Annotated in this window: 22 protein-coding genes; 14 read left to right on the plus strand and 8 right to left on the minus strand. The window is 59.5% G+C overall.

Going from position 1 to position 24734, the window contains the following annotated elements; all coding sequences use genetic code 11:
* Window positions 1-3 precede the first annotated feature (3 nt).
* From C8265_RS06725 to C8265_RS06745, 5 genes are all read right to left on the minus strand, one after another.
* Window positions 4-2994: a formate dehydrogenase subunit alpha gene (locus tag C8265_RS06725; RefSeq protein WP_108483221.1), complete on the minus strand. Its 2991-nt coding sequence runs from the start codon at window positions 2992-2994 to the stop codon at window positions 4-6.
* Between the two features lie 51 nt (window positions 2995-3045).
* Window positions 3046-3234 carry a ubiquinol-cytochrome c reductase iron-sulfur subunit N-terminal domain-containing protein gene (locus C8265_RS06730; RefSeq protein WP_108483222.1) on the minus strand — a complete coding sequence of 63 codons (189 nt, stop codon included), beginning with the start codon at window positions 3232-3234 and terminating at the stop codon, window positions 3046-3048.
* A gap of 61 nt (window positions 3235-3295) precedes the next feature.
* The gene (locus tag C8265_RS06735) at window positions 3296-3898 is read right to left on the minus strand and encodes a TorD/DmsD family molecular chaperone (protein WP_108483223.1); all 603 of its coding nucleotides are present in this window, start codon (window positions 3896-3898) and stop codon (window positions 3296-3298) included.
* Window positions 3895-4485: a DUF3306 domain-containing protein gene (locus tag C8265_RS06740; protein WP_108483224.1), complete on the minus strand. Its 591-nt coding sequence runs from the start codon at window positions 4483-4485 to the stop codon at window positions 3895-3897. Before C8265_RS06740 ends, C8265_RS06735 begins: the two co-directional genes overlap by 4 nt.
* Window positions 4482-5009, minus strand: coding sequence for a DUF3305 domain-containing protein (locus tag C8265_RS06745; RefSeq protein ID WP_108483353.1), 528 nt, complete (start codon window positions 5007-5009; stop codon window positions 4482-4484). Before C8265_RS06745 ends, C8265_RS06740 begins: the two co-directional genes overlap by 4 nt.
* Before the next feature lie 238 nt (window positions 5010-5247).
* Here C8265_RS06745 and C8265_RS06750 point away from each other — a divergent pair, with 238 nt between their 5' ends.
* The 6 genes from C8265_RS06750 (at window position 5248) to C8265_RS06775 (ending at window position 10126) form a co-directional block, all read left to right on the plus strand.
* Entirely contained in the window at window positions 5248-7200 is a 1953-nt protein-coding gene (locus C8265_RS06750) for a 4Fe-4S binding protein (protein ID WP_108483225.1), read from the plus strand.
* A 73-nt stretch (window positions 7201-7273) separates the two neighbouring features.
* Window positions 7274-7465: a DUF6494 family protein gene (locus C8265_RS06755; RefSeq protein WP_108483226.1), complete on the plus strand. Its 192-nt coding sequence runs from the start codon at window positions 7274-7276 to the stop codon at window positions 7463-7465.
* A 1-nt stretch (window position 7466) separates the two neighbouring features.
* A complete protein-coding gene (locus C8265_RS06760; protein ID WP_108483227.1) occupies window positions 7467-8531 on the plus strand; it encodes an Mrp/NBP35 family ATP-binding protein in 1065 nt (354 codons plus the stop codon).
* Window positions 8532-9227 carry a biotin/lipoate--protein ligase family protein gene (locus C8265_RS06765; RefSeq protein WP_108483228.1) on the plus strand — a complete coding sequence of 232 codons (696 nt, stop codon included), beginning with the start codon at window positions 8532-8534 and terminating at the stop codon, window positions 9225-9227.
* Window positions 9224-9718: a DUF6505 family protein gene (locus C8265_RS06770; RefSeq protein WP_108483229.1), complete on the plus strand. Its 495-nt coding sequence runs from the start codon at window positions 9224-9226 to the stop codon at window positions 9716-9718. Before C8265_RS06765 ends, C8265_RS06770 begins: the two co-directional genes overlap by 4 nt.
* A gap of 105 nt (window positions 9719-9823) precedes the next feature.
* Entirely contained in the window at window positions 9824-10126 is a 303-nt protein-coding gene (locus tag C8265_RS06775) for a hypothetical protein (protein ID WP_206050296.1), read from the plus strand.
* Between the two features lie 53 nt (window positions 10127-10179).
* On the opposite strand, the gene thrS is transcribed toward C8265_RS06775, so the two are convergent.
* A complete protein-coding gene (gene thrS / locus C8265_RS06780; RefSeq protein ID WP_108483230.1) occupies window positions 10180-12126 on the minus strand; it encodes a threonine--tRNA ligase in 1947 nt (648 codons plus the stop codon).
* A 161-nt stretch (window positions 12127-12287) separates the two neighbouring features.
* Between thrS and C8265_RS06785 the strand changes: the two genes are divergently transcribed.
* Window positions 12288-13037 (plus strand): alpha/beta hydrolase, encoded by a 750-nt coding sequence (locus tag C8265_RS06785; RefSeq protein WP_108483231.1) that lies wholly within the window; start codon window positions 12288-12290, stop codon window positions 13035-13037.
* A gap of 207 nt (window positions 13038-13244) precedes the next feature.
* A complete protein-coding gene (locus C8265_RS06790; protein ID WP_126623149.1) occupies window positions 13245-13967 on the plus strand; it encodes an alpha/beta fold hydrolase in 723 nt (240 codons plus the stop codon).
* A gap of 100 nt (window positions 13968-14067) precedes the next feature.
* On the opposite strand, the gene phaZ is transcribed toward C8265_RS06790, so the two are convergent.
* Window positions 14068-15363 carry a polyhydroxyalkanoate depolymerase gene (gene phaZ, locus C8265_RS06795; RefSeq protein WP_108483233.1) on the minus strand — a complete coding sequence of 432 codons (1296 nt, stop codon included), beginning with the start codon at window positions 15361-15363 and terminating at the stop codon, window positions 14068-14070.
* Between the two features lie 123 nt (window positions 15364-15486).
* On the opposite strand from phaZ, the gene phaC reads away from it, so the two are divergent.
* From phaC to phaR, 3 genes are all read left to right on the plus strand, one after another.
* Window positions 15487-17289, plus strand: coding sequence for a class I poly(R)-hydroxyalkanoic acid synthase (gene phaC, locus C8265_RS06800; RefSeq protein ID WP_108483234.1), 1803 nt, complete (start codon window positions 15487-15489; stop codon window positions 17287-17289).
* A gap of 118 nt (window positions 17290-17407) precedes the next feature.
* Window positions 17408-17854: a Phasin gene (locus C8265_RS06805; RefSeq protein ID WP_108483235.1), complete on the plus strand. Its 447-nt coding sequence runs from the start codon at window positions 17408-17410 to the stop codon at window positions 17852-17854.
* A gap of 121 nt (window positions 17855-17975) precedes the next feature.
* On the plus strand, window positions 17976-18506 hold the full coding sequence (phaR, locus tag C8265_RS06810; protein ID WP_108483236.1) for a polyhydroxyalkanoate synthesis repressor PhaR: 531 nt from the start codon (window positions 17976-17978) through the stop codon (window positions 18504-18506).
* Window positions 18507-18571: 65 nt separating this feature from the next.
* Here the strand turns inward: phaR and C8265_RS06815 are convergent, their stop codons facing one another.
* A complete protein-coding gene (locus C8265_RS06815; RefSeq protein ID WP_108483237.1) occupies window positions 18572-19936 on the minus strand; it encodes an aminotransferase in 1365 nt (454 codons plus the stop codon).
* Window positions 19937-20297: 361 nt separating this feature from the next.
* Here C8265_RS06815 and C8265_RS06820 point away from each other — a divergent pair, with 361 nt between their 5' ends.
* The 3 genes from C8265_RS06820 (at window position 20298) to C8265_RS06830 (ending at window position 24690) form a co-directional block, all read left to right on the plus strand.
* On the plus strand, window positions 20298-21188 hold the full coding sequence (locus C8265_RS06820; RefSeq protein WP_108483238.1) for a DMT family transporter: 891 nt from the start codon (window positions 20298-20300) through the stop codon (window positions 21186-21188).
* A 117-nt stretch (window positions 21189-21305) separates the two neighbouring features.
* Window positions 21306-22814 carry a LysM peptidoglycan-binding domain-containing protein gene (locus C8265_RS06825; RefSeq protein ID WP_126623150.1) on the plus strand — a complete coding sequence of 503 codons (1509 nt, stop codon included), beginning with the start codon at window positions 21306-21308 and terminating at the stop codon, window positions 22812-22814.
* Between the two features lie 73 nt (window positions 22815-22887).
* A complete protein-coding gene (locus tag C8265_RS06830; RefSeq protein ID WP_206050298.1) occupies window positions 22888-24690 on the plus strand; it encodes an ABCB family ABC transporter ATP-binding protein/permease in 1803 nt (600 codons plus the stop codon).
* Window positions 24691-24734: the final 44 nt, after the last annotated feature.

A 24734-nucleotide genomic window follows, 5' to 3' on the forward strand; every position in this document is an offset into this window, starting at 1 on the left:
TCCTTACGCTGTCCAGATTTTGCAGAGGGTCGCTTTGGTCTCTTGCATCTGGGTTACGCTGTCATAGCCATAGGTTTGGGCGGTGTTGGTGGATTCACCCAACACATAGGGATCGGCGCCTTTGGGGTATCTGTCGCGCAGATCAACGCCTTCCATGTGACCACCAAAGTGGAACGGCATGAAGGCCACGCCGCTGGCGACACGTTCGGTCACCATTGCCATCACTTTCACCTTGCCGCCTTCAGGGCCTTCGACCCAAACCTGTTCGCCATCCCGCACGCCCAGATTATTGGCATCGCGAATGTTGATTTCCACGAACATATCCTGCTGCAATTCGGCCAGCCACGGGTTTGAACGGGTTTCATCACCGCCACCCTCGTATTCAACCAAACGCCCTGAAGTCAGGATGATGGGATATTCTTTCGAAAAGTCGTTTTCCTGAATTGACGCATACATGGTGGGCAGACGCCAGAACTGTTTATCCTCATAGGTTGGATAATCGGCCACCAGATCGCGGCGGTTGGTATAGAGCGGTTCGCGGTGCATCGGGATCGGATCAGGGAACGTCCACACGACGGCGCGGGCCTTGGCGTTGCCATAGGGTGCACAGCCGTGTTTTATTGCCACCCGTTGGATCCCGCCCGACAGGTCGGTTTTCCAGTTCACACCACCGGATTTCGCCTGATAATCCGACGGAATTTCGCCTTGTTGGCTGGTTTCGCCGACTTCCTGTTCTGGGCCGGGGCCGGGATCACCATCGGGGAAGCCGGCCACACGGTTGATCGCCGCCAGTTCCTCATCGGTCAGGTCGCCGTCCCATCCCAGATCGCGCAGCATCTGCATGGTAAATTCGGGATATCCATCCTGAATTTCCGAACCCACCGGATACACGCCTTCGGCCAACAGATTGTCGCCGTTACGCTCGACACCAAACCGGGCGCGGAACCCCATGCCGCCTTCGGCCACGGGCACCGAAAGATCGTACAGGTTGGGTGAACCGGGGTGGTTCATTTCGGCGGTGCCCCAGCTGGGCCATGGCAGGCCGTAATAATCGCCATCGGCCGGGCCGCCCACGGCGCGCAGCGTGGTCTTGTCGAACGTGTGCTGGTTGGCCATGTGCATCTTCATCCGCTCGGGCGATTGGCCGGTATAACCGATCGTCCACATGCCGCGGTTGAATTCGCGGGTGATGTCTTCGACATTCGGTTCATCCCCGTCCATGCCGATATTGCGGAACATCTTGTCGTGAAAGCCGAACTTTTTCGAGAACATCGAAATGATCTCATGATCGGTTTTCGATTCAAACAATGGCTCGACCACCCGGTCACGCCACTGCAATGACCGGTTCGAGGCGGTGACCGACCCGCGTGTTTCATACTGGGTCGTGGCGGGCAGCAGGTAACAGCCATCCTGGCGGTCCTGCATCACGGCCGACACGGTTGGGAACGGATCGATCACGACCATCAGGTCGAGTTTTTCCATCGCCGTGATCATTTCTTTCTGGCGGGTCTGCGAGTTGGGGGCGTGGCCCCACAGAACCATGGCGCGGGTATTGTCGGGCTGATTGATATTCTCTTTCGCCTCAAGCACACCATCGATCCAGCGCGAAACCGTGATCCCCGGTTCGCCCATCATCTGGCGGTCTTCGCCGTCTGCGCCAGCGCCTTGCATGACTGAAAAACGCCCTTTCAGCCAATCCAGGTCTTCCTCCCAGACCCGCGCCCAATGGGCCCAGGATCCGTCGGACAACCCGTAATATCCGGGCAAGGTATCGGCCAGAACGCCCAGATCGGTGGCGCCTTGTACGTTGTCGTGCCCCCGAAAGATGTTGGTGCCCCCCCCGGACCGACCCATGTTGCCAAGGGCAAGTTGCAAGATGCAATAAGCGCGGGTGTTGTTGTTACCGTTGCTGTGCTGGGTGCCACCCATGCACCAGATCACTGTGCCGGGCCGGTTGTTGACCAGGGTGCGCGCGACACGGGCCAGTTGTTTGCCCGGTGTGCCGGTGACACGCTCAACCTCTTCGGGGTTCCATTTGGCGACTTCGGTCTTGATCTGGTCCATACCCCACACGCGGGTGCGGATGAATTCCTTGTCTTCCCAACCGTTGTCGAAAATGTGCCACAGGATGCCCCAAACCAATGCCACGTCGGTGCCGGGGCGGAACCGGACATATTCATCGGCATGGGCCGCTGTACGGGTGAACCGCGGATCGCATACGATCAGGGGGGCGTTGTTCTGTTCCTTGGCCTTGAGAAGGTGCAACAGCGACACGGGATGTGCCTCGGCGGGGTTGCCGCCGATCACAAAGATCGCCTTGGAATTGTGGATGTCATTATAGCTGTTGGTCATGGCGCCGTAGCCCCATGTGTTGGCCACACCCGCCACCGTGGTCGAATGGCAGATCCGCGCCTGGTGGTCGATGTTGTTGGTGCCCCAATAGGCGGCAAACTTGCGCAACAGATAGGCCTGTTCGTTGCTGTGCTTGGCCGAGCCCAGCCAGTACACCGAATCGGGGCCGGATTCATCGCGGATTGCGGCCATCTTGTCGCCGATTTCGTTGATCGCCTGATCCCACGAAATCCGCTCCCATTCGCCGCCGACTTTTTTCATCGGGTATTTCAGGCGGCGTTCGCCATGGGCATGTTCACGCACCGATGCGCCCTTGGCACAATGGGCGCCCAGGTTGAATGGGCTGTCCCAGCCGGGTTCCTGGCCGATCCAGACGCCGTTGGCGACTTCGGCAATGACGGTACAGCCGACCGAACAATGGGTGCAGACGGATTTGATGATTTCAACATTGCCGGTCATTGCCTGTTGTGCCGTGGCGCGGGTCACCGACCCGCCGGTGGCCGAAATCGCCGCCAAGCCGCCAATCGCCAGCCCGGACCCGCGCAAGAATGCGCGCCGGTCTACCGACGTGTTGGCCACCTGGGCGGCAATACCACCGCGCGCGGTGCGCCGGGACGTGCTGTTTGTCTTTTTGCGTAACATGTCTTTCTCCCTTCCCTCGCTCCCTTTCGGGGCTGGGTATTGGTGGTGTTCTTAAAACCGGGCGCTGGCCAGATAGGCACGGGTGTGGGCGGTATCCTGCATGGTTTGACTGTCCAGGTTCACCTCGGCGCTGGCCTTGGTCGGGGTCAGGGTTGCGGCGACCACGGCGGCGGGGGCGGCAGTGCCGGCCAGTTTCAGAAAATCGCGGCGGCTTGCGCCTTTTTCGGTGTCTTTGGTCATTGGGATGTCTCCCTTTCTGATGTGGTGGGCATCCCCACCGGTGATTGCCCCGAACGGGGGATTAGACGGCGAGGCGAAACGCCTCACGCTCGATCTCAAGAAATGCGCGGCCCACATCGCCCACAGAGGCATACAGGACCGAATTCTTCGCACCTGTCAGATCGGTAAAGAAATGCGGTGCCCAGGGTGCGATATGGGCGCCGAAAAACGTTTTCTGCTGACTCAGATCGGCAGGTCGGCCAAACCGGCCCACGATCATCCCGCCCATCATCTCCATCAGCGATGCGGCGTTGTCTTCGGGTTCAAACACATTGGCGGCGCGGGTGATGCCAAGTTGGCTCATGTCCGTGCGCAGCCGGGCCAACGGTTTTTCGTTCAGGAACCCAGTCAGATAATAACTGGCATAAGGGAGCAGTTCGCCACGCCCCAACCCGATGAACAGCGCGTTGAATTCGCTGCGCACGGCCTTTGGTTTGCTGACGCGCGCCACATTGGCCAGCCCCGCAATGGCACGGCCCAGTTCAGTATCATCGCCGGTCAATCCCGCGCATTGATCCAACAGCAGTTGATCGGGCGGCCCCGCCAAAAGCAGGCCGATAAAATTATAGAGATCCGCGCGCAGGCGGTCTTCGGCGCTGATGTCGATGGTTGGGGCGGTGTTCATACGCTGGCCTCTTGATCAAAACGAAACCGCATGCGGCGCGGGGCGGGTGCGGGTTCTGGCGCCGTTTCGGCAGTGGCAACCGGCATATCGGCGGGCGCTTCGGTTTCGGCCTCGGGTGCAGGTTCGACTGCGTCATCCTCGGCAATGTGCTCTGACGGGTCTTCCTCAGGATTGCACGCTTCTGCCTTGCGCGCCAGCGCTTCGATATGGGCCAACATGCCTTTGCCCACCTGATAGGTTGTGGCAATCACGCCATTTCCGGTTGAACCGGTCAGGTAATCATCATCGTAATCGTTCAACCCGTCAACACAGGCCAATACCGGATTGCTGCGCCATAATTTGCGCAGGGCGCGGTTGCGCAGCCGCAGTGGCACGCCTTTGGCCATGAACGCGGCAAAATCATCGCCCATTTTCAACGTATCGGGATCGGGCAGGTTCAGACGCGCCAGCACTGCCTCATCGGGTTCGGCCTCTGACGCGGCGTCAATCTGGGCCTGATGTTCGGCTTCGGCGATCCGCGCCTCTTCGGCCTGTTCCGCGCGTACGGCGGCGCGGCGGCGATCCCAGTATGAAAGGTGGTTTGTCATGACCGCACCTTGTGGCCGGGCGCGCGGTAAACATCAGAGGGTTGCGCAATGCGCGCATCGCCCACGCCGTCTTCCACCTGATCAACGCGGGTATTGCGCCGCTTGCGTTTGACAAAGGGTTCTTCGCGGTGATGTTCGTCAATGAACTCCTGAATCCAGGCGGCCATTCCGGCGGGCATCGCCACGCGTTCCACCACTTCTTCGCCCGAATCGCAGTAATCCTGCCCCTCATAGGGGGACACGGTCACAACCTGTGGCTCAAGCGGGAATTCACCCTCGCTGGGGCGAAGAACCACATAAACCGATGGCTGTTCGGCCTGCAATTCGTGAACATAAGCCTCGGTATCCGATGGATACAGGGTCAGCGGCAGTGTGGCCGCATGATAGAGGGAAACCGTGTCGGAGTGCGCCAGCACTTTCCATTTCGCAGGCCCGGCACCGGGCAACACATCGGATGCCGACCAGGCCCATTTGGCCCATCGCGTCACCCCAGGTGTCCGTTTCAGAACCACACCCAAGGGCACAGTCCTTGATTTGCTGAACAGAAAGGCCAAGTTGTTCCTCTTGCGTTTGCGGTGTATCTATTGTGCAATAATTTCCTGCAGTTAAAAAGCAAAATTTTGTTCACTGTTGCATACATCGGGATTGACACAGTGAAACCGAGGGCCGCATCCATGGGCCGCGTTTTGGGTTTACCTTAGCCCGCTTTCCTGACCAAATGGGCGCCGAAAAGCGGGGGAATGCCCGCAAAAGGGGATCGACATGACCAACACCGTTCTGATCTGCAGCTGCCTTGGCAGTCAAACCGTTGCGGGTGATACGATCGAAGGCGCAACCGGGCAGCGCTGTTCGCGGCTGCATTCTGCCCTGTGCACGGATCAGATAGATATCGTGGCGCAGGCACTGCAGGCGGGGCCGGTGACGATTGCCTGTGGTCAGGAGGTGGCGCGTTTCGAAGAGTTGGCCGAAGAGCTGGGGGTTGAACCGCCGCTTTGTGTCGATCTGCGGGATCGAGCAGGGTGGTCGGAGCAGGGCGATGAGGCGGGGCCGAAAATGGCCGCACTTCTGGCCGAAGCCGCGGTTGCGGTGGCACCTGCGCGCACGATGGATGTGGAATCCGAAGGCACCTGTCTGATTCTCGGCGCCGCCGATGTGGCGCTGGCGGCAGCGCGGGATCTGGCCGATATTCTGGCGGTGACTGTGTTGCTCGACACCGCCGATGAGGTTGAACATACCACCGCGTTTGATGTGGTGGTGGGGCGTCTGGCGCGGGCCAGCGGCACGTTGGGTCAATTTTCCCTGCGCATCGACGGGTTGCAACAGGTTGTGCCCGGCGGGCGCGGCGCGCCTGTGCTGACACCACCCCGTGATGGCGCGCAGTCCGAATGCGATATTATTCTGGATCTGCGCGGAACAACGCCGCTGTTTCCCGCGCCGCAAAAGCGCGATGGATATCTGCGCGCCGATCCGGGCCGCCCGGCGGCGGTTGGGGCCGCCGTTCTGGCCGCATCGCAGATGGTGGGAACGTTTGAAAAACCGCTTTATATCCGGCTGGAGCCGACATTATGCGCCCATTCGCGGGCCGAACAGGTGGCCTGTACCAACTGTCTGGATATTTGCCCGACCGGTGCATTCATGCCCGATGGCGACCATGTGGCGATTGATCCGATGATCTGTGCGGGCTGTGGGGCCTGTTCGGCGCTGTGCCCATCGGGGGCGATCACCTATGACGCGCCCAGTGTTGAGTCGGTGTTTCGCCGGCTGACCACATTGGCCGATACCTATCGCAAGGCCGGCGGTGGTGTGCCCCGCCTGTTGGTGCATGATGCGCCCCACGGGGCCGAGATGATCGCCCTTGTCGCGCGCTATGGCCGCGGATTGCCGGCCGATGTGATCCCGCTTGAGGTGGCCGCCCTTGAGGGGTTCGGCCACGCCGAAACCCTGGCCGCCCTGATGGTGGGCTTTGCCAGTGTCGATATCCTGCTGACGCCGAAAACCGACCGTACTGCGCTTGAACGCGAGGCGGCGCTGACCGGGGCGATTGCGCCGGGTGCGGTGACATTGATTGATATGGTTGATCCTGATGCCCTGTCCGATCACCTGTATGGTGGCGCGGCGCGCGCACCGGTCATCCAGACCGCACTGCCCATGGGCAGCCGCCGTCAGGTGGCGCGTCTGGCGGCGCGGGCGCTGAATCCCGATGGCGCGATGTTGGATTTGCCTGTGGGCGCCCCTTACGGCGCGGTTGTCGTCGATACCGACGCCTGCACCCTGTGCCTGTCGTGTGTGTCATTGTGCCCATCGGGTGCGCTGGGCGACAATGACGATCTGCCGCAATTGCGGTTTCAGGAAGATGCCTGTTTGCAATGCGGGCTGTGCGCCAACATCTGCCCCGAAAACGCGATCACGCTTGAACCCCGGTTCAACCTGACCGAAACCGTCCTGCGCCAGGTGGTTCTGCACGAGGAAGAACCGTTCGCCTGTATCGAATGCGGCAGCCTGTTCGGGGTGAAATCCACCGTCGAGAAGATCACCGAGAAACTGGCCGGGAAACACGCGATGTTCGCCAATCCCGCCGCTGCGCGGATGATCCAGATGTGCGACAACTGCCGCGTGCAATCACAGTACCACAGTCAGAACAACCCGATGGCCGGAGCAGAGCGCCCCCGCGTGCGCACCACCGACGATTATTTGTCAAAGCGCAAGGACCACTAGCGCCCGGCGCGGTCCCTTGACTGTACCGCGATAAGGGCCAACATCATTTCAAAGCAATCAAAGGAGCGACCCCATGAGCGAAGATTTCAACATGTCGATGCGCAAGTTTCTGAAACAGGTCGGCGTGACCTCGCAACAGCAGATCGAAGAAGCCATGCGCGAAAAGGGTGCAAGCGGCAAAACCTATGAGGCCAAGATGGTTCTGACCATTGATGGCCTTGAATTGGAACACACCGTCACGGGCACGATTTCGGGGCAAAGCTGAGGTGGCGCTGACCCGTGATGATGTTCTTGCGGCGCTGAAAACAATCACCGATCCCTTGGCCGGGTCCAGCATTGTTGACGCCGGTATTGTCAAAGCGTTGACCGTGCAGGATGGCGCGGTGCGGTTCGTATTGGAAATCGCACCCAGTCAGGCAAATGCATATCAGGCGGTGAAAGACGCCGCCGAGGCGCGGGTGAAAGCATTGGATGGGGTGGGCACGGTTTCGGTCGTGCTGACCGCTCACTCCACCCCATCCGCCCCGCCGGATCTGCAAATGCGCAAATCCGAACCCAAGGGTCCGCAGAAAATTCCCGGTGTTGATCGGATACTGGCAATCGCCAGCGGCAAGGGCGGCGTCGGAAAATCCACCGTCGCGTCGAACCTGGCCTGTGCGCTGGCGGCTGAAGGGCGGCGTGTGGGCATGTTGGATGCCGATGTCTATGGCCCCAGCCAACCGCGTATGTTGGGCGTGTCGGGGCGGCCCGCATCGCCCGATGGCAAAACCATTCTGCCCCTGCGTAATTACGGCGTCACGATGATGAGCATCGGGTTGATGACCAACGAAGATCAGGCGGTCGTCTGGCGTGGCCCGATGTTGATGGGCGCGTTGCAACAGATGATGATGCAGGTGCAATGGGGCGCGCTGGATGTGTTGATCGTCGATCTGCCGCCGGGCACCGGCGATGTGCAGATGACCCTGGCGCAAAAGGCCGACGTAACCGGCGCACTGATCGTCAGCACGCCCCAGGATGTGGCATTGCTCGATGCGCGCAAGGGCATTGATATGTTTAACCAACTGAACGTGCCGATTGTGGGCATGATCGAAAACATGTCGACCCATATCTGCACCAATTGCGGCCACGAAGAACATGTGTTCGGCCATGGCGGCGTGGCCAGCGAGGCGGCAAAACTGGGCGTGCCTTTGCTGGCGGAAATTCCGCTGCATCTGTCGATCCGACAGGCCAGCGATGGCGGCGCGCCGATTGTGGTGTCGGCCCCCGACAGCGCGCAGGCCCAGGTATTTCGCAGCGTCGCGCGCGATCTGATCGCAAAGGGTCAGGCGTAAATGGATCTGCCGCCGCTGTTTTCGCCGCTTGCCAGTGCCGGGGCCGATCCGTTTGCCGTGGCGGTGGCCGAGGCGCGGGCGGGGTGTGACGCCGGGCTGGTGGTTTATGATTTTGACCACGAAAGGCTGCGCGCGGCGATTGTATTCGCCCCCGAAGTAACGCTGTCACAGGCGGTGATCATGCTGCCCCTGTGCGGGATCGGGTTTCAGAACGCCCTTGGCGCGCTGGGCCCGCCCGAAGTGGCGGTGCATCTGGGTTGGGATGGGACGCTGCGGGTGAACGGCGCGGTGTGCGGCACCTTGTCGATGGCCGCGGCGCCCCGTGATCCTGGGGCCGAGCCTGATTGGTTGGTGATTTCACTTGATCTGGCCCTGTGGGCGCCAATGGGCGACACGGGTCTTACCCCCGACACCACGACCCTGGCCGCAGAAGGCTGTGGCGATGTCGAACCGGGCGTATTGTTGCCCGCCTGGCTGCGCCATACCCTGGTGTGGCTGACCACATGGGAGGATGAGGGCAACGCGCCGCTGCACCGCGAATGGATCGGGCTGGCCCATGGAATTGGCACCGATACGGTGATATTGGGGCAGGCGGGGCATTTTACCGGGGTCGATGCCGATTTTGGCCTGCTGTTGAAAACCCAAGGCGGCACACGGCTGTTGCCGCTGAGTGATGTGATAAGGGATGTGCCATGAAACTGGCCCGCGCGATCCATTTCGACGAAAGTGATACGCGGGTGTTTCACAGCCCCGCGCGCACCGGTGAGTGGTGCATTTCCGGTGGGTTTGAATTTTCGAACTGGTCCGAGGCGGATTTGACCGGCAAGGCAAAACAGGCATTTTCAAACGGTTGGATGGGCTGTGAAACCTTTGGGCGGGTCAGTTTCGTGGCGGTGACACAGGTTGAACCGGGCGAGGTTGAGGCATTGACCCAAGCCCTGGCACAGCATTTCGTGGATATTTACGGCGCGCCATCGCTTGAGGCCGCCCGTGGTGTGGCCGAGGGCGAAATCGCCCACATGGCCGAATTATGCGAAGATGCCACGCCAAACACCCTGTTGACGGTTGCGCGCGAACTGACCGAAGCGGGGGTGCGCGAAGGATACCGCATGATCGAGCCGCAAGACGCCGGATTGGAACAATTTGCCATTCACGGCTCTCTTGATGATGAGCCCCACAGCCATTGACGAAATGGACCCGATCGCCATTTGCAAAATTGACCGGCTGGTTTTGCCGCGCTAGGCTGTGAAAAGACATTTATCGCACAATAACATCCGTCGCGGGGGGCGCTTATGACATTTAATTCGCAACTGAAATTGGGCCTGGGGCTGTTGATGCTGGCCGGGTTGCCCGCAACCGCCAGTGCGCAGGATGCCGCGCTTTACGCTTATCCGACGGAAAATTTCTGTCCGGCAGGATTGCAGCCGATCACGATTTCCGGCGTCATCTGTTGCGGTGTGCCAACCCGCGCGCAAAGCTATGCACAGATGATGCAGCATCCGGTTCAGCGCAAAGTCCAAAAGGTACGCCGGGTGCAGCGTGAATATATCCCGACGCAAAAGGGCATTCCGACCGGCAAAGGGTTGGGAGACTGAAAAAAACCTGCCCACTCAGACTGACGTGGGCAGGTTTTCGGGCCTGAAATGGCTTAGCGCTGATCCGGCGCTTTTGCTTCTTCTGCCAGATCTTTCAAAACATCGTCCAAGGCCACGGTGCGCGTCTGTTTTTCGCCCAGACGACGCATGGAGACGGTGTTGTCCTCAACCTCCCGCGCGCCGATGGCCAGGATCACCGGCACCTTGCCCATGGAATGTTCGCGCACCTTATAGTTGATCTTTTCATTGCGAATGTCGGCCTCGGCCCGCACGCCCACGGCGCGCAGTTTTTCCACCACCTCTTGGGTATAGCCATCGACATCAGAGATGATCGAGGCAACAACCACCTGACGCGGCGCCAGCCAGAAGGGCAGGCGTCCGGCGAAGTTTTCGATCAGGATGCCGATGAACCGTTCAAACGATCCAAGGATCGCGCGGTGCAACATGAACGGGCGGTGTTTGGCGGAATCCGCCCCGATATAAGTGGCGTCGAGCCGTTCAGGCAGGTTGGGATCGACCTGAAACGTGCCGCATTGCCATTCGCGGCCAATCGCATCGGTCAGTTTGAAATCGAGCTTGGGGCCGTAAAACGCGCCTTCGCCGGGATCGATTTCATAGGGCGTGCCGGTGGCCTTGATCGCGTTTTCCAACGCTGCTTCGACATAATCCCACGATTCCTCGCTGCCGACCCGTTTTTCAGGGCGGGTGGACAATTTGATGTCGAACTTTTCAAACCCCAGATCTTTGTAGACCGACGCCAATAGGGTGATGAATTTCGCGGTTTCTGCCTCGATCTGGTCTTCGGTACAGAAGATATGCGCGTCATCCTGGGTGAATCCGCGCACCCGCATCAACCCATGCAGTGCGCCCGAAGGTTCATAGCGGTTGCAGGCGCCAAATTCGGCCATGCGCAGGGGCAGATCGCGGTATGATTTCAAACCCTGATTGAACACCTGCACATGGCAGGGGCAGTTCATCGGTTTCAGGGCATTCACCGCCTTGGCGGCGGCGTGCTCTTCCTCGACCTCGACGATGAACATGTGTTCCTGATAATTGTCCCAGTGGCCCGAGGCGACCCACAATTTGCGGTCCACCACCTGTGGTGTGTTCACCTCGACATAGCCATCGGCATATTGGCGGCGGCGCATGTAATCTTGCAACTGGGTATAGATGCGCCAGCCATCGGGGTGCCAAAACACACGGCCTGGCGCCTCTTCCTGAAAGTGAAACAGGCCCATTTCGCGGCCCAGTTTACGGTGATCGCGCAGCGCCGCCTCTTCCAGCATCGTCAGATGCGCCTTGAGGTCTTTGCGGTTCTTGAACGCCACGCCATAGATGCGTTGCAGCATCGGGCGCGACGAATCGCCCAGCCAATAGGCCCCGGCGACATTCATCAACTTGAACCCATCGGCGGGCAGTTGGCCGGTGTGCTGTAAATGCGGGCCACGGCACAGATCCTGCCAGTCGCCGTGCCAATACATGCGCAGGGGTTCATCGCCCGGGATGCGTTCGATCAGCTCAACCTTGAACGGTTCGTTGCGGTCCTGATAATGTTGAATGGCGCTTTCGCGATCCCAGATTTCGGTGCGCACGGGATCGCGGGCGTTGATGATGTCTTTCATCTTGGCCTCGATCACCTCCAGATCTTCTGGGGTGAACGGCTCGGCACGGTCAAAATCATAGAACCAGCCGTAATCGCGCACCGGGCCGATGGTGACTTTGACATCGGGCCAGATTTCCTGAACCGCGCGGGCCATCACATGGGCCAGATCGTGACGGATCAGTTCAAGCGCAGGCGCGTTATCGGCCATGGTGTTGATCGCGATGGCCCCATCTGTGTCGATCGGCCAGGCCAGATCGATATGCGCGCCGTCCAACGTTGCCGAAATGGCCTTTTTCGCCAGCGACGGGGCGATGGATTGCGCCACCTCGGCGGCGGTAATGCCGGCATCATAGCTGCGCTGATTGCCATCGGGAAATGTGAGGGAGATTTGAGCCATCTGGCCGATCCTCGTCTGTTTGGCGCCTACGAAACGCCCGGTTGCGGGTAAAATGTGGGGGGGTCATGACCAATGCGGCGTCCGGTGTCAACACATGCGCGCCAAGATTGGTTGCATCGCGCCCGCTGCGGGCTAGGGTGGCGCGACAACGGAGGGCAGACATGACCGAGTTTTTCGACACACCCCAAGGGCGGCGCATTGCCTATCATCACAGCACCGGCGCGGAGCCGGGCGTGGTGTTTTTGGGCGGCTTCAAATCCGACATGCAAGGCACCAAGGCTGTGCATCTTGAAGCATGGGCCAAGGCGCGGGGCCGGGCATTTTTGCGGTTTGATTATTCGGGCCATGGCGAGTCATCGGGGGCCTTTAGCGACGGCTGTATCGGCGATTGGGCAGAAGATGCCATGGCGGCGATTTCCGGGCTAACCGAGGGGCCGCAAGTTTTGGTCGGATCGTCCATGGGCGGTTGGATTTCGTGTCTGGTGGCGCGGGCGATGCCCGAACGGGTCGCCGGGTTTGTGGGCATCGCGGCGGCCCCGGATTTCACCGAAGACAGCATGTGGGCCGGATTTGACGATGGCCAAAAGGCGGCCCTGAATGAGGCGGGGCAGGTGGCCTTGCCCTCGGACTATGGCGACCCTTATATCATCACCCGCCGGTTGATCGAAGATGGCCGTAACCAATTGGTTTTGCGCGATCCTTTGTCGATTTCCGGGCCTGTGCGCCTGCTTCAGGGTACGGCGGATGCGGATGTGAAACTGTCGGTCGCGCTGCGGCTTTTGGACCATATCCGGGGGGGTGATGTGCGGCTGACTTTGGTTAAAGGTGCCGATCATCGGTTTTCGACGCCGGAATGTTTGCGCCTGATTGAAGGCGCCGTCGAAGAGGTTTTGGCGGCGTGCCAACGATAGAGCACCGGATCAGTCTGATCCCATCGGGCATGGGCGATCTGAATATGGTGGCCGCATTCTGGCAAGCGCCAAGTCGGGTGCGGGTGGACCGCGCGGATCAAAGCGAAAGTTTGCCACCCCTTTCGGGTCGCGCCTTGTGGGTCGCCGGGCACAACCTTAGGGTGGCGCGATGAGTATTTATGTTGGCCTGTCAGTGGAGTGTGCGGTGTGAACGAACCTTTGGTGTTGTTGCCCAGCTTCATGGCGGACGCGCGGATCTGGGGCGCCCAGATTGAGACATTTTCCCAGACCCATGCCATTCATCTGGCCCATGTCGGGTATGAAGGATCGGTCGAGGATATGGCTGAAATGGCGCTGGTCGGGGCGCCGGAAACGTTTTCTTTGGCCGGTCACGGATTGGGCGCGATGGTCGCGATCGAGATGCTGCGCCGCGCCCCGGAACGGGTCAGGCGAATCGCGCTGATGTCGACGAATTGTCTGTCGGAAACGCCCCCCGCTGCGGCGGAACGCGATTTGCGCATTGCCCGTGCCAAGGCCGGACGGCTGGCCGAAGTCATGGAGGCCGAGGTGCCGCCAAGCTGTTTCGCACCGGGCGAATACCACGATATGGTGGTGGGATTCATGGGGCAGATGGCGCTGGATCAGGGGGTGCCGGCGTATTTGCGGCAAGCCATGGCGTTGCAGCGGCGGCCCGATCAGCAAAGAACCCTGCGCCAGGTGCGGGTGCCCACGCTGATCCTGTGTGGGGAACATGACACGCTGTATCTGCCGCGCCGCCACGAATTCATGGCGGGTTTGGTGCCCCGGGCCGAACTGGTAATATTGCCGGGGGCCGGGCACGCGCCGATGGTTGAACGCCCGCGCGCCACGAATGAGGCTTTGCGCCGGTGGATGGCGGGCGAACGGCAACTGCGGGTTTCAGACAGCTGAGTTTGACCGGACAGAGGGGCGATGCCCCACGCCATGCCCCCCACCCCCGGCTTGCGCCGGGTGCGGGGCCCGTGGGTGCCTGTGGCCATCTGCGGTGATTTTATTCTGCCGCAGTCGCTTTTGGTGGGGTTTTGGTTTGCACCTGCTGTGTCGGTGTCACGGCTGAGCGGCTGTTGCGATCAATGAAGTCCAGCACGAGGGGGCGGATATTGTTACGCCAGCTTTTGCCAGCGAAGATGCCATAGTGGCCCGCGCCCGGTTCGACATGGGATGCCTTTTTGCTGTCGGAGAGGCCGGTCAGCAGATCAAGCGCCGCCAGACATTGACCGGGGGCGGAAATATCATCATTTTCACCTTCGACGATTTTCACGGCAACATCGGTGATTTTCCCGATGTCCACCTTGTGACCGGCGACGGTGAAATCATTACGGGCGATGTCACGGTTCTTGAACACCTGTTCAACGGTGGAAAGGTAGAATTCGGCGGTCATATCCATCACTGCCAGGTATTCATCATAGAACTTGTTGTGTTTGTCGTGATCGCCCGCTTCGCCTTGGGCGACCTTCATGATCTGATTCGAAAATGCCTTGGAGTGGGTTTCAAGGTTCATCGAAACAAAGGATGACAGCTGCAACAGGCCCGGATATACCATGCGCCCGGCGCCGGCATATTTGAAACCAACCCGTTGAATCGCCGCTTCTTCCAGTTGGCCCATGGTGATGCGGCGGCCAAAATCGGTGACATCGGTGGCGGCGGCGTCCGGGTCGATCGGGCCACCAATCAGGGTCAGTGATGCGGGCTGTGCGCCGGGGTCCTGTTCGGCCAGTAGCGCCGTTGCCGCAAGGGCCAGGGGCGCGGGTTGGCACACCGCGATGACATGGGTGTCAGGGCCGAGATGGCGCATGAAATCAGCCAGATAGAGGGTGTAATCCTCAATATCGAATTTGCCCTTGGACACCGGGATATCGCGGGCATTGTGCCAATCCGTGATCCAGACATCGGCATCGGGCAACAGCGAATTCACGGTTGAACGCAACAGCGTGGCATAATGCCCCGACATGGGTGCAACCAACAAAATGCGCCGGGTGCGTGCAGGGCGCCCCGATACATCAAATCGGATCAGATCGCCAAACGGGCGCGACAGCTCGGTTTCGACGTTCACGACCATATCACGGCCATCAAGGTTAAGAATACTGCCGATGCCCCAATCGGGTTTGGCCACCATGCGTGCAAAGCTGCGTTCGGTGACATCACCCCAAGCGGCCATCATCTGAAACATGGGATTGGGAACCAGGCCAACGGCCGGGTAGGATCCGATGGCCGACGCGGTTGCGCCCAGCCATTGATTGGTGTTGCGGATGGTCTCCAATAGATCATAGGTCGCCATGTATCGCATATTGCTCCTTACTCAGGGGGGTGCCCCGATAGAATCACACTTTGAACCCATCTGACAGAATCGTTATGATGGGGGGCGCGGTTCTTATGCTGCTGTGCAGCAATTTAGGGTGGAAATATTAATATGACAACAAAAGATTCAAAAGACGCTACGGACAATGCGCCGTCTGCATTGCTTGAGGCGAATCTGGCCAAGGTTGAAGAACTGTCGTCCCGGCTGATTGCGGCACTGTCGAACAAACGCACGGTGCCCAGTAATTTGCAAGGGCCAAGCCAGGATCTGTTTCAAAAGGCGGCTGCCGCATATGTGGCTGAAATGATGTCAAATCCGTCAAAGATGATGGAGCAGCAGGTCGGATTCTGGGCCAAGTCAATGAAACATTACATGGAAGCCCAGCAAACCCTGGCGAGCGGAAAATTATCTGCCCCCGCCGATCCGGGCCCCAAAGACCGGCGTTTTTCCAACCCGATGTGGGACACGCACCCCTATTTCAACTATCTCAAACAGCAATATCTGTTTTCCTCCGAAGCGATGAGCAATGCCGTGACATCGTTGGAAGGGTTGGACGCTGCCGACCGGAAACGTGTGACATATTTCACCCAACAGATCATGGATATGTTCAGCCCGACCAATTTTCTGGGCACAAACCCCGAAGCCCTGGCGCGCGCTGTCGAGACCGAGGGCCAGTCCCTGGTCGATGGATTGGAAAATCTGGTCCGCGATATCGAGGCGAATGAAGGCGAGTTGATCGTTTCACTGGCCGATAAAGAGGCGTTCAAGGTGGGTGAAAACATCGGCACGACCGAAGGATCGGTGGTGTTTCGAAACAAGATGTTCGAGCTGATCCAATACGCGCCAAAAACCGAAAAGGTGCGCAAAATCCCGCTGTTGATTTTTCCGCCCTGGATCAACAAATTCTATATCCTTGATTTGAAACCGAAAAACAGCCTGATCAATTGGATTGTCGAACAGGGATACACCCTGTTTGTGGTCAGTTGGGTGAATCCTGACGCCAGCTATGCGGGCATCGGGCTGGGCGACTATATCGAAGACGGCTATTTGACCGCGATTGAAGAGGTCAAGGCGATCACCCAGCAAGAGCAGATCAATGTGATCGGGTATTGCATTGCCGGCACCACCTTGGCGCTGACACTGTCCTTGCTGAAACAGCGCGGCGATACATCGATCAAATCTGCCACGTTTTTTACCACGCTCACGGATTTCGCGGATCAGGGCGAAGTGGGCGTGTTTCTGAACGATGATTTTATCGATGGGTTAGAGCAGGAGGTCGGTCGCAAGGGGATACTTGAATCGTTTTATATGGCGCGCACGTTCAGTTATCTGCGGGCCAATGATCTGATTTATCAGCCGGCAATCCGCAGTTATATGATGGGCGAGGCGCCGCCAGCGTTCGATCTGTTGTATTGGAACGGCGATGGCACCAATCTTCCGGACTGCATGGCGATGGAATATTTGCGCGGGCTGTGCCAGGAAAACAAGTTCGCCGATGGCGGATTTGATTTGCTCGATACGACGCTGCACCTGCAAGATGTTCAGGTGCCCGTCTGCGCCATTGCCTGTGAAACCGATCACATTGCCGCTTGGGGCAGCAGTTATGTTGGAATCCAGCAAATGGGCAGCCGGTCAAAAACGTTCATCCTGTCGGAATCCGGCCATATCGCAGGGATCGTGAATCCGCCCAGCAAGAAGAAGTATGGCCATTATACCAACTCCGCTTGGCCAAAAGACCCCGAATCCTGGAAGAATGATGCAGAATTTACCGCCGGATCGTGGTGGCCCACGTGGGAAACATGGCTGCGCAAACGTTCCGGCGCGCAGGTGCAAGCCCGGGTTCCGGGCGAGGGGGGGCGCGAAATTCTGGCCGCCGCACCAGGCACTTACGTCATCGCAAAGCCGGATGTGTGATTTACCAGCCTGAAAAAATATGCTGCAGTGCAGAAAAAGCTTGAAATGCCGCACTGCAGCATGTACATAGGGTTCAGGAATTCACAAGCGGCCTTGCCGCAGATACGGAGAACTGAACATGGCTACGAAAGCACAAGATTACACAAAATCCATGCAAGACATGATGGGCGCATTCCCAATGGACATGTCCGCCTTTCAGGATGGCTTCAAAACTTACGCCGCTTACGGCGAAAAGATGAGCAAAGTCGCATTGGAAGCTGCTGAAAAGTCGGCCGAAATCTCGACAGCCTGGACCAAAGGCACCATCGCCAAATTGGGCGACGTGACCAAAACCAAATCCGAGCCCAACGACTATTCCAAGTCGATGAGCGATTTCGCTTCGGCCCAGGCCGAAATGTCCAGCGAAGCTGTTGCCGCATTCGCCGAAGTTGCGAAAAAAGCGCAGATGGAAACTGTTGAGCTGATGTTGGCCGCCGGCAAGAACGCCAGCGAAGACATGACAGCCGCCGCCCAAAAAGCTGGCGAAGACATGACCAACGCCGCGAAAAAAGCGACAAACAAGTAAAAGATCTGACATCGGCACCCTCCCTGCCGGTCATGATCTAAGGGCGAGCCTTGTGCTCGCCCTTTCTTTTTGTGCTGCACTGCCATATTCTGGTGCTGCACCGCCAAAATGGGAGGCTTCTTTGGCCGATAGTTCCACGACACTTTTGATCAAACGTTACGCCAGCCGTCGCCTCTATAACACCGAAACCAGTGATTATGTGACGTTGGAAGACATCGCCGGTTTCATCCGCGCCGGGCGCGATGTTCAGATCGTCGATCTGAAATCGGGTGATGACCTGACCCGCCAATACATGTTGCAAATCATTGCCGAGCACGAATCCAAAGGCGAATCCGTGCTGCCGCTTGGCGTTCTCACCGATCTGGTGCGCAGCTATACGACCCAGGCGCAATCGGTGGTGCCACAATTCCTGGCGATGAGTTTTGACATGCTGCGCGATGGCCAGTCCAAAGCCATGGAAAGCCTGTCAAACCCCATGTCGGCCATGCCCGGATACGACGCGATGCGCGCCCAGCAACAGGCATTTCTCAAGGCGGTAACGGGCGGGCTGATCGACAAACCCGCCCCGCAAAATGACAGCAAACAAGAGCTGAGCGATATTCGCGCCCAACTTGCCGATCTTCAGGAAAAGCTCAGCAAGATCGAAAAATAGCGCCGGGGCCAGGTTTTTTCTTGCCGAAAATATCCCGGGGGGTACGGGGGGCTGGCCCCCCGCCCTTAACCGACTTCCGCGAATACCTGTTTTAACGCAGCTTCCAACCGCTCGAACATCTCGTCCATTTGCGGCGGCGTCATAACAAAGGCCGGGCACAACACGATGGCCTGGCCCAACGGGCGGCAGATCAGCCCGTGATCGGTGCAGGTGTTGGCGATACGTTCGCTGACCGACAATGATCCATCAAACGGTGTCTTGCTTGCCTTGTCCTTGACCGCCTCAAGCGCGCCCATCAACCCTTTGCCGCGCGCTTCGCCGATATTGCCCATCTGCGCGAGATGGGCCATGCCGGCCTCAAACTGTGGAATCAGCGATTGCGCCTGGGCCAACAATCCGTTTTCCACCAGATCAATTGCTTTCAGCGCAATGGCACAGCCAACCGGGTGGCCCGACGCGGTGAAACCGTGTGGAAATTCCTCGATCGTTTCAACGGCCGCTTGCAAGCGGTCGCTTAACTCGGGGCCCAGAATCACCGCGCCCATGGGGAAATATCCGGCGGTCAGGGCCTTTGACGATATGATCGCATCTGGCATGAAACCATAGGTCTGACAGCCCCACATTTCGCCGGTGCGGCCAAATCCGGTAATCACCTCATCGGCCACCAACGGGATGCCGTGTTTCTTCAAAATCGGCTGGATCGCCTGAAAATATCCATCGGACGGCGGAATAACGCCGCCCGCCCCCATTACCGGTTCGGCGACAAAGGCGGCGATGGTATCGGCACCTTCGCGCGCGATCACGTCTTCCAACTCCTGCGCCAGACGGGCGGTGAATTGCGCTTCGGTTTCGCCCTCGGCACCGTACCGCCAGTAATGCGGGCAGGTCAGGTGGTGAAACCCGTCCAACGGCAGGCCAAACACCGAATTATACGGCTTGCCGGTCATGCTGGCCGATACAACCGTCACCCCGTGATAGCCGTTGATCCGGGTCAGGATTTTCTTGCGCTGCGGCGCGCCTTCGGCAATGCCCAGAAACCACAGCATTTTCACCATGGTATCGTTCGCCTCGGACCCCGAGTTGGTGTAAAACACCTTGCCGCGCTCAAACGGTGACACTTCGATCAGCTTTTCAGACAACATCACCGTTTGGTCGGACATGCGCCCAAAGAACGAATGATAGCCGGGAAACCGGTCATATTGTGCCTTGGCGGCGGCGGCCATTTCGGGATGGTCAAACCCGGCCACCATGTTCCACAATCCGGCATTGGCATCCAGATAGCGTCGGCCGTGTACGTCAATTACATAGGGGCCTTCGCCATGGGTCAGAACCACGGTGCCGCGTTGGGCAATGGTGGGCAGGTCGGTAAAGCCGTAAAATGAATGGGCCTCGGCCCGGGCTTCCCAGCTGTTGGGGGCATCATCGCGCATGGCGAAACTCCTTTTGAGATTGCGCCGACGCTACGCCTGTGCGCGCGCAGGATCAATCGGGGTTGGCGCGGGGTGGCCAAATTTCTTCTGCGGTGGCGGGGATTGCACCATCACATTCGGTCACGTCCCCGTGTGCGGTGGTCGGGCGCGGACGCTTGACCAAACGTGCCGGAATGCCTAGATCAGGGGAAGATCCGCGCGCGATGGCGTCGCGCGCCATGGTCTTCACCCTGCCATCCTGGACGCCCGGATTTTCACCGCCCTTCGGTGGGCGGTTATGATTTGTTGAGGTTTCATCATGTCTCACACTCCGAGCTTGCCCTTTGCCCAGCCGATTCCAGCGATAAAGCCGAGCGCCGGAATGATCTATATGATCGCCGCGATGATGCTTTTGCCGGTGGGCGATACCTTTGCCAAACTGCTCAGCGAAACGTTGAATCCGCTGGGTGTGACCCTGTGGCGGGTTCTGGCGCAGGCGGCATTTCTGGTTCCGGTCAGCGTGATCTTGCGGCGGCGTTTGCAGGGGGCGATGCTTTCGCCCATCGTGGCGCTGTCGGGCGGGCTGTTGGTGATATCCCTAACCAGTCTGATCGCGGCATTTTCGGTGATGCCGATTGCCACCGCCATCGCGATTTTCTTTGTTGAACCTCTGATCCTGACTGTTTTGGCCGGGCTGTTGCTGGGCGAAAAGGCCGGGCCACGGCGTTTGATTGCGGTGGGGGTGGGGTTGATCGGGGCGCTGATCGTGATCCGCCCGGGATTTTCCAGCCATGGCTGGGCGACGGTGCTGCCGTTGATTTCGGCCACGGCCTATGCGTTGAACATGATCGTGTTGAAAACAGCCACGCGCACCCGGTCGGGCCTGACGGTGCAATGTGGCACCACGATCTATGCGGCGTTTGCGCTGGTGATCCTGTCGGGCACCTTGGGTTTGAACGGGTTTTCCGGGTTTACGCCGGCTGTGGGCGATACGGCCACGTGGCTGTTGGTTCTGTGTGCCGGGGCCGTGGCCGCGACCAGTTTCGTTTTCATCGCCGAAGCTTACCGCGCCGCTGATGCCACCGCCCTTGCGCCGTTTCAGTACCTTGAGATCATCATGGCCACCGCTCTGGGGTTCCTGGTTTTCGGAGATTTCCCGGACGCTTTGACGTGGCTGGGTGTGGCGATCATTCTGGGATCGGGCATTTACATCTTTCACCGCGAGGGGCAGTCCGACACCGGCGCGCCGCGGCGCAAACGAGGCGGGCGTTAGGCCCCGGGAAAACCCGGTTTCAGGGCGGTGCGTTTACTGTTTTGACCCCCCCACAGCCTGTTGTTAAGGTGCGCAGGAACACGCGCGCCGATCGGGCGGGCCTTATGGGAAAATATGATGGCAAAGTTTGCGGGCCTGGGCAAAGCGAGCGCGGCGATAGCGGCCACTGCTGCGTTGGGTATTGCGGGATATGTCGTGTTTAAACCCGTCAATCTGGCCGTGCCGGATGCCCCGATGTCGGCGCTTGATCCGGCCCCTGAAATCCCCGGATCGGGGGCTTCGGCGGTACCGCCCCGCACTGGCGGCGATGCCCCGCAAATGGCGGCGCGCCCTGTCGCCCTTGCCCCTGCGCCCCCTGAGGGGGGCGCGCCCCGTATCACTTTGCCCACGCAGGAACCCGAAATCGCATTGATGCCGGATATGGCCCCGGTGCGCCCCACTTTTGATGTGGTGCGGATCGAACCCGACGGCAGCGCGCTGATTGCCGGGCGTGCGGCGCGCGATGCCTTGGTTACTGTCTTGTTGGACGGGGCCAGAATTGCGGTTGAGCAAGCGGATTCAAAGGGCGGCTTTGTGGCGCTTGTGTCCATCGCGCCGGCGGCTGCGCCGCGGGTTTTGTCGTTGAGCGCAAAACTTGGCACGGTTGAAACCGCGTCGGATCAAACGGTGATCGTCGCCCCCGCGATGCAAGAGATGTTGGCATTGGCCACAGCCCCGGCCGGGGCGCCAGAACCGCCCGCCGGGCCGCGCCCGCCCGCCCGGGTAAACGCACCACCGCCAAGCCGCCCACAGCAGGACAGCCCGCCAGATTCCGCGCCCGAATTGGCCGAAACCGCGCCACGATTGGCGTCTGTCGACGCGCCCGAACCCGGGCCAACGCCAACAGCCCGCATTCCCGATCCGGCACCGGCGCCGGTGCAGAGCGGGGAATTGCCAACGCCCGGCGCAGGCCCCGCGCCAGATACCACAACCGCTGTACCCGGCGGTGTGCGTGCGGGGCGCGCGCCCATCGCGCCACCCCAAGCCGTGATGAGCGATCCGATCACCGGGCCAAACGCCGACATCGGCCCGATGCTGACCGCCCAACCGGCCCAGGCCCCGCGCCTTATCGTGGCTGATCAGCTGGGTCTGCGGGTGATACAGGATCCGGGCGATGCGCCACAGGCGATGGATAACGTATCGATTGATACCATTACCTATGATCCATCGGGCGCGGTCATTTTGGGCGGGCGTGGTGCGGCGGCGGCCTATGTGCGGGTGTATCTGGATAATGATCCTATCCGCACCACCCAGATCAACGAAGACGGCCAGTGGCGCGCGCAATTGCCGCAGATCGACACCCGGGTTTACACCCTGCGCGTCGATGAGATTGAGGCCGACGGCGCCGTGATATCGCGCACCGAAACGCCGTTTCAACCCGAAGCGCCCGAAACCGCGATGGCCGCCGCACACACCGACACGCCGGTGCAGGTTGTCACGGTGCAACCGGGTTTTACCCTGTGGCGGATCGCCCGTGAAAATTATGGCGAAGGGCAATTATATGTGCGGGTATTTGAGGCGAATACTGACAAGATCCGCGATCCCGATCTGATTTATCCCGGGCAAATTTTCACCGTGCCGGAATAAACTCACCGCCTCTGGCCAATGGTGGCCGCGCGGCCTAGATTGCGCCGGTTCCAAACATTTGCGCCGAGGCCCCATGAGCACATCGCCCGATCCCGAAACCAGTGGTATCAATGTGATCCGCCGCGTTATCCCGTATCTCTGGCCAGAAGGGCAGGGGTGGGTGAAACGGCGGGTGATCTTTTCGTTGATCGTTCTGGTTCTTTCAAAACTCATCGCCGTCGGCACGCCGTTTTTCTACAAGGCGGCGGTTGACGCGTTGTCGGGCGATGGCACCGATGCGGCCTGGATGCTGGGCATGGGGGCGGTGGGGTTGACCGTGGCCTATGGCGTGGCACGCCTGCTGAGCGTCGGGTTTCAGCAGTTGCGCGATGTGATTTTTGCCGCGGTCGGGCAACGCGCCCTGCGGCAATTGGCGTTGGAAACGTTCAACCACATTCACCGCCTTTCCATGCGCTATCACATCACCCGCAAGACCGGCGGGTTGAGCCGGATCATCGAGCGCGGCGTGAAGGGCGTGGAATTCCTGTTGCGATTCTTGCTGTTCTCCATCGGGCCGCTGGTGTTGGAACTGTTGATGATCGCGGTGGTTTTGGCCTGGGTGTTTGACATCTGGTATCTGGTGGTCGTGTTTGTGACGATCGCGCTTTACACTTGGTTCACCTTTGCGGTCACGGAATGGCGGGTGAAAGTCCGCCGGATCATGAATGCCCAGGACACAGATGCCAACCAAAAGGCGATTGACAGCCTTTTGAATTTTGAAACGGTAAAATATTTCGGCGCCGAAACCCGCGAAGCAGAGCGTTACGACAGCGCCATGGAAAAATACGTGGCCGCGGCGCTGACCACGTCCTATTCGCTGGCATTCCTGAACTTTGGCCAATCGGTTTTGATCACCGGTGGTTTGGTGGCGGTCATGGTGATGGCGGCCATGGGGGTGTCCAGTGGTGCGTTGACCGTTGGCGATTTTGTCATGGTCAATGCCTATATGATTCAGATCACCTTGCCGCTTAATTTCCTGGGTTCGGTTTATCGCGAAATTCGCCAGGCTCTGGTGGATATGGGCGAAATGTTCGGCCTTCTGGAACAGCCCGCCGAGGTTCAGGACAAGCCCAACGCCCCTGCGCTGAACGTCAGCGGCGGCGCGGTTTCGTTAAAGGACGTGACATTCGGCTATGACGAGGCGCGCCCGATCCTCAAGGGGATATCGCTTGACGTGCCGGCGGGGCAGACGGTGGCGATTGTCGGCTCGTCGGGGTCGGGCAAATCAACCATCGGGCGGCTGTTGTTCCGTTTTTACGATGTGAACGCCGGCAGTCTGACGATTGATGGCCAGGACGTGCGCGATGTGACGCAGGACAGCCTGCATGCACAAATCGGCGTGGTGCCGCAGGATACCGTGCTGTTCAACGACACGATCCGCTATAACATTGCCTATGGTCGCCCCGAGGCCAGCTTTTCCGAGGTTGAAGACGCGGCAAAGGCGGCGAAGATCCACGATTTCATTCTCAGCCTGCCCGATGGGTATGACACCACAGTGGGTGAGCGTGGCCTGAAACTTTCTGGTGGTGAGAAACAGCGGGTGGGCATTGCGCGCACGCTGCTGAAGGATCCGCCGATCCTGTTGCTGGACGAAGCCACCAGCGCCCTGGACAGTGAAACCGAACAGGATATTCAACACGAATTGAAAGGGTTGGGCCGGGGCCGCACCGTATTGGTTATCGCACACCGTTTGTCGACGATTGCCGATGCCGATCAGATTGTGGTGTTGGAAAACGGGATCATCGTGGAACGTGGCACCCATGACGCGCTGCTGGCGGCGCAAGGGCGCTATGCCTCGTTGTGGTATCGTCAGGAAACCGAAGAAGACGCCGCCTGACGAGCCATGCAGGGGGCGGCGATTACTGCCCCCTGCAAACGATC

The sequence above is a fragment of the Oceaniglobus ichthyenteri genome (assembly GCF_003057885.1).
Classification (GTDB): Bacteria; Pseudomonadota; Alphaproteobacteria; order Rhodobacterales; family Rhodobacteraceae; genus Oceaniglobus; species Oceaniglobus ichthyenteri.

Coding starts and splice junctions, on each gene's coding strand:
- C8265_RS06725 (WP_108483221.1), bottom strand. CDS start 2,994: ATGTTACGCAAAAAGACAAACAGCACGTCCCGGCGCACCGCGCGCGGT.
- C8265_RS06730 (WP_108483222.1), bottom strand. CDS start 3,234: ATGACCAAAGACACCGAAAAAGGCGCAAGCCGCCGCGATTTTCTGAAA.
- C8265_RS06735 (WP_108483223.1), bottom strand. CDS start 3,898: ATGAACACCGCCCCAACCATCGACATCAGCGCCGAAGACCGCCTGCGC.
- C8265_RS06740 (WP_108483224.1), bottom strand. CDS start 4,485: ATGACAAACCACCTTTCATACTGGGATCGCCGCCGCGCCGCCGTACGC.
- C8265_RS06750 (WP_108483225.1), top strand. CDS start 5,248: ATGACCAACACCGTTCTGATCTGCAGCTGCCTTGGCAGTCAAACCGTT.
- C8265_RS06755 (WP_108483226.1), top strand. CDS start 7,274: ATGAGCGAAGATTTCAACATGTCGATGCGCAAGTTTCTGAAACAGGTC.
- C8265_RS06765 (WP_108483228.1), top strand. CDS start 8,532: ATGGATCTGCCGCCGCTGTTTTCGCCGCTTGCCAGTGCCGGGGCCGAT.
- C8265_RS06770 (WP_108483229.1), top strand. CDS start 9,224: ATGAAACTGGCCCGCGCGATCCATTTCGACGAAAGTGATACGCGGGTG.
- C8265_RS06775 (WP_206050296.1), top strand. CDS start 9,824: ATGACATTTAATTCGCAACTGAAATTGGGCCTGGGGCTGTTGATGCTG.
- thrS (WP_108483230.1), bottom strand. CDS start 12,126: ATGGCTCAAATCTCCCTCACATTTCCCGATGGCAATCAGCGCAGCTAT.
- C8265_RS06785 (WP_108483231.1), top strand. CDS start 12,288: ATGACCGAGTTTTTCGACACACCCCAAGGGCGGCGCATTGCCTATCAT.
- phaZ (WP_108483233.1), bottom strand. CDS start 15,363: ATGCGATACATGGCGACCTATGATCTATTGGAGACCATCCGCAACACC.
- phaC (WP_108483234.1), top strand. CDS start 15,487: ATGACAACAAAAGATTCAAAAGACGCTACGGACAATGCGCCGTCTGCA.
- C8265_RS06805 (WP_108483235.1), top strand. CDS start 17,408: ATGGCTACGAAAGCACAAGATTACACAAAATCCATGCAAGACATGATG.
- C8265_RS06815 (WP_108483237.1), bottom strand. CDS start 19,936: ATGCGCGATGATGCCCCCAACAGCTGGGAAGCCCGGGCCGAGGCCCAT.
- C8265_RS06820 (WP_108483238.1), top strand. CDS start 20,298: ATGATCTATATGATCGCCGCGATGATGCTTTTGCCGGTGGGCGATACC.
- C8265_RS06825 (WP_126623150.1), top strand. CDS start 21,306: ATGGCAAAGTTTGCGGGCCTGGGCAAAGCGAGCGCGGCGATAGCGGCC.
- C8265_RS06830 (WP_206050298.1), top strand. CDS start 22,888: ATGAGCACATCGCCCGATCCCGAAACCAGTGGTATCAATGTGATCCGC.